Genomic DNA, 3,641 nt, shown 5'->3' on the forward strand with positions numbered 1-3,641 from the left:
GACTCGCGCTGATGCGTTCAGCGAGAGTCATGTACCGGCCGCGTACAACTTCCACCGACCAGCCCAGATCACGCAACACTCGTCGCGCACGGCGCACGGTGTCCACGCTGCGCCCGGTGGCCTTGGCCACGCTCGCGTGTGCGGTACGGACGTTGCGCCCGGTGGTGGTGTCAGCGGCGGCCGCGTCTGCGGCCGCCACAGCGTTAACAGCCTCGGGGGAAGTATGGCGGCGGCGAAGGGCCTCCCGGCCGGTCTCGGTGCCCAGGTCAGCGGCCACGTCCTGGATCCACTGAGGGCGGGACCACCAGCACGCAATGCCGGCCTCGACACCCTCGGCCGGTTCAGGGGCTAGAGAAGCGCCGGTGCGCTGGTTGGGGGTGTGCACCTCAGATACGGGAAAACACTTACGGCGGCGGCGTGTGCTCCGCCGTGCTCTCTGCACCGGCAGGGCCATACCCATAGGTAATGTCCGGGCAGGGCTTTTCTCTACAAATGCGGCTGCTACTATGGACATAGCGAACCGTTCCGTTGTAGTTGGTCCTTCAACGAATCTCCTGGTTCAGAACGTCGTCTGTCGACAAACTGAGCGACGTTCACTGTCTTGGAAGGTGGCTCCCTTGCCGGGGAGCCACCTTCACTCTTTGGGGGGCAACTCGTATCCCTGAATTTCCAAGTCACGAGCAAGAACGCTCACGATGTAAGCCGCTTTCGTCACGCCAAGACTGCGTGCCTTCTCATCCGCTGCCCTGTGCAACTCCGAAGACAGGCGCAAAGAAGTGGGCGTGAGCTTGCCCCGTTCTTTGGTCTGGCGTCTCTGTATGGCTGACATAACAGCAAGTATTGCATAGGGGTGCCGTTAACCAATTTTTTCGGTGGGGGTGTCGAGGCTGAGTTTTTTCAGTCGCCTGATCGTGGATCGACTTACGCCGTGGAAGTCGGCCACGGCTTTCTCGCTCATTCCACCAGCAAGGGCTGATAAGGCCGCATCGCGGGCCTTGGCATCGAGTGCGGGCTTCCGTCCCCCGCGCCGGTTGTTGCTGCGGGCGTGTTCTAGTCCGGCGCGGGTACGTTCGCGGATCAACTCAAGTTCTTGCTCAGCCAGGGCGGACATGATGCGGATCATGAGGCGTCCCTCGGCTGTACCGGAATCAATGCCTAATCCGAGGATTTCCACGCGGATGCTGCGCTCGGTCAGCCCGTCCACGGTTTTGATGGTGTCCAGAGTGGAGCGGCCTAGCCGGTCCAGGCGGGTCACTACAAGCACGTCCTTACCGCGCATGTAGTCCAGGGCTGCGTCCAGTCCTGGACGCTTCGACTTCGCTCCGCTGATGACGTCCTCGAAAACACGTTCACACTCAGCAGCGGTTAACGCGTCCCGCTGGGAATCCAAACTCGCCTCCTGCTCCCGCGTGCTCACTCGGGCGTAACCGATTCTCATGGCTTGTCTCCTGGTCGTCAGTATGTGCCGTCTCAAGCTCCCTGGATTTGAACGTACGCGGCCAGGGCTTCGCGCACGATGTCGGATTCCTTGCGGTGCTCGCGCTGGGCGAGGGCGTCCAGGCGGTCTTTGAGCGCCTGGGGCACGCGAGCACGCACTATGGGCGATGCGCCGGAAGCGGTGCCTACAGGGGGGCGGCCCATAACGAGGCGGGTTAGTTCTTCCATGTCGGTTGCTCCGCTGGCCTCCATCAGCATCCGGCGGGCCTCGGCGGCGACGTCGGGGCCTCGGCGGATGCTAGACGGGTCCGGGGTCAGTTCTCCGCGCTCGGCCGCAGCGGCTAGGGCCTCGTAATCGCGTTCCATCTCGGTTACTTCCTCTCGTGGAGCAGGTGGCGGTACAGGTCAGTCAAGGGCATTGAGTGGAAGATCACCACAGTGCGCGGGGGTCGGAGCGCGGCGATCACTTCCAGGTAGCGGTCCGTCTGTCCGTGTGGGTGGCCGACGTAGACCGTGGTGGTCTCCCCTGGGTGGCCGGGAACCTTGGTTGCGGCTTCCGCGTGCGTCATCGCGTAGAGGGTTTCTTCGCGGGGGATGCCATGGCGGTCTGCGCTGTCCTTGAACTCGATGCCCATATATAAAGTGTAGCACAATAAACGGTTACAGTAACCTGTGTGCATGAACGGTCGATGTTGCACAGCGTTCGCGCGGCTTGGGGGTGGCGCGGTTCTGACTGGTCTTTGTGGGGCATATCTGGGCGGTGGGTAGCTGGATCGCTGGAAGAAGTTATGCGTCGGTCTGCCCGGCCCAGCCCGTGCAGACCTCGCGGTAGACGATGTGCGCTGCGGGTAGACCCGTGGCGGCTTCGATCACGTCCAGGGCATCACCTATCGCGTTGTGTGGACTCGGTGGGTTTCCCGGCCCGCGCCAGGTGCGCGGGTTGATCTGCCACGGTGGGCGGACGTTTCGCCATGAGGCAGGTTCGCTCAAATCTATGGGTGGGTGGATTGTCTCAGCGTGGAGACGACCGTCTCCGCTGACCAATACCCCACGCTCGGTGTAGCGGTGCGTGGCCGCATACTCGGCCCATTGCGCTAATGCTGCGTGATTGTCTCTGTTTAGGCCGTGATTCATCATGGCGATGGCAGCTAAGCGGGCGTAGTAGTCGCTGTGTGTCATGGCTGTTTAGCGTCCGCGGGTCGGGTCCGTCCAGTCTCGGCAGTGTAAGAGATACCGCGTTCGGCGGAGAGATCGAGAATGTCCCCATAAAGCCACTGAGCGTGCGTCAGAGTCATTTTTTCTCGTCCCCGGTCTGGATAGGGTCATGGTGGAGAAACGCCTTGGCGGGTTCAAGAAGTAGACCCATTGCTCCGCCGATGATCCAGAAGACGACTACCTGCCACATCTGTTCGGCGGGTCCGTTGCTGACCCAGGAGACCGTCAAGAACGCCAGTCCCGCTGCTGCGAGCCAGAACATAAGCCGCTGTAAGGCTGTGGCCCTGCGGGTGGGGTCAGGGATGCAGAAGCTCACGGCGGCGACCGCGAAAAAGAACAGGGACGCGGCGACGACAGGGCCTCGGACGGCGGGGTGAATTGCTTGCGGGTCTGCCTCGGCTCCCCCGGTGAGGACATACCAGAAGCCACCACCGGGGGTGAGGATCACCCAACACAACGTGCTGGCCCATACCAGGAATAAGCCGATCCTCTCGGAGTAGGTGTCGATTGTCTGCCGCCAACGCTTCATGCGAGGTCCTTTCTCGCCGGGGTTATGTCTCGGTGTTCTGCTCAACTATCGGCGTATCAGGGCAGCGAGCTGGTAGAGGGCGCCACTTAGGCCAGCGAGCACGCCCACGACGCCCGCGGCTCCGGTAGCCACATTGTGGATCGCGTTTACCCCTGACGGCAGTGGCCCGCGTGGGCCGTAAGGGTCGTGGAAAAGATCGGCGTAGTCCCACTGCCGGGACCACTCTCCGGTGACCTCGTATCCCAGCACGTACGCCCCAGCACCGAACATGAGCAGGAACGCCAGGAGACGGACAACGCGGCCAAGGGTTGTGGGCGCGGCCAGGGTGGCTGCGGGTGAGTTGCCGCCGCGTAGCTGAGGCGGGAAGTCGGACTTGCTCATTCCTAGGTCTCCTATGTGTGAAAACGGTGGTTTTCCGCCATAACTCCTAGGTGCCCGTTGCATCTGATCTTGCTGGATA

7 protein-coding genes are annotated in these 3,641 nt (G+C 62.3%); all 7 read right to left on the reverse strand.

Translation table 11 applies throughout. From position 1 onward, the window contains the following. Positions 1–385: hypothetical protein (locus Q4E95_RS11905; RefSeq protein ID WP_303383508.1), on the reverse strand; the 385-nt coding region annotated here is incomplete at its 3' end. Positions 386–856: 471 nt separating this feature from the next. Beyond that, positions 857–1,438, reverse strand: coding sequence for a recombinase family protein (locus Q4E95_RS11910; RefSeq protein ID WP_303383509.1), 582 nt, complete (start codon positions 1,436–1,438; stop codon positions 857–859). A 32-nt stretch (positions 1,439–1,470) separates the two neighbouring features. Continuing rightward, positions 1,471–1,803 (reverse strand): ribbon-helix-helix protein, CopG family, encoded by a 333-nt coding sequence (locus Q4E95_RS11915; protein ID WP_303383510.1) that lies wholly within the window; start codon positions 1,801–1,803, stop codon positions 1,471–1,473. Between the two features lie 5 nt (positions 1,804–1,808). After that, on the reverse strand, positions 1,809–2,072 hold the full coding sequence (locus Q4E95_RS11920) for a hypothetical protein (RefSeq protein ID WP_303383511.1): 264 nt from the start codon (positions 2,070–2,072) through the stop codon (positions 1,809–1,811). A 151-nt stretch (positions 2,073–2,223) separates the two neighbouring features. Next, a complete protein-coding gene (locus Q4E95_RS11925) occupies positions 2,224–2,427 on the reverse strand; it encodes a hypothetical protein (protein WP_303383512.1) in 204 nt (67 codons plus the stop codon). A gap of 301 nt (positions 2,428–2,728) precedes the next feature. Next, positions 2,729–3,181, reverse strand: coding sequence for a hypothetical protein (locus Q4E95_RS11930; protein ID WP_303383513.1), 453 nt, complete (start codon positions 3,179–3,181; stop codon positions 2,729–2,731). Between the two features lie 45 nt (positions 3,182–3,226). Beyond that, the gene (locus tag Q4E95_RS11935) at positions 3,227–3,562 is read right to left on the reverse strand and encodes a hypothetical protein (protein ID WP_303383514.1); all 336 of its coding nucleotides are present in this window, start codon (positions 3,560–3,562) and stop codon (positions 3,227–3,229) included. Positions 3,563–3,641 lie beyond the last annotated feature (79 nt).

This window comes from Kocuria sp., assembly GCF_030536815.1.
GTDB lineage: Bacteria > Actinomycetota > Actinomycetes > Actinomycetales > Micrococcaceae > Kocuria > Kocuria gwangalliensis.

What these genes read in the sequence shown, in the direction of transcription:
- Q4E95_RS11910 (WP_303383509.1), bottom strand. Translation starts at nt 1,438, where the DNA reads ATGAGAATCGGTTACGCCCGAGTGAGCACGCGGGAGCAGGAGGCGAGT.
- Q4E95_RS11915 (WP_303383510.1), bottom strand. Translation starts at nt 1,803, where the DNA reads ATGGAACGCGATTACGAGGCCCTAGCCGCTGCGGCCGAGCGCGGAGAA.
- Q4E95_RS11920 (WP_303383511.1), bottom strand. Translation starts at nt 2,072, where the DNA reads ATGGGCATCGAGTTCAAGGACAGCGCAGACCGCCATGGCATCCCCCGC.
- Q4E95_RS11930 (WP_303383513.1), bottom strand. Translation starts at nt 3,181, where the DNA reads ATGAAGCGTTGGCGGCAGACAATCGACACCTACTCCGAGAGGATCGGC.
- Q4E95_RS11935 (WP_303383514.1), bottom strand. Translation starts at nt 3,562, where the DNA reads ATGAGCAAGTCCGACTTCCCGCCTCAGCTACGCGGCGGCAACTCACCC.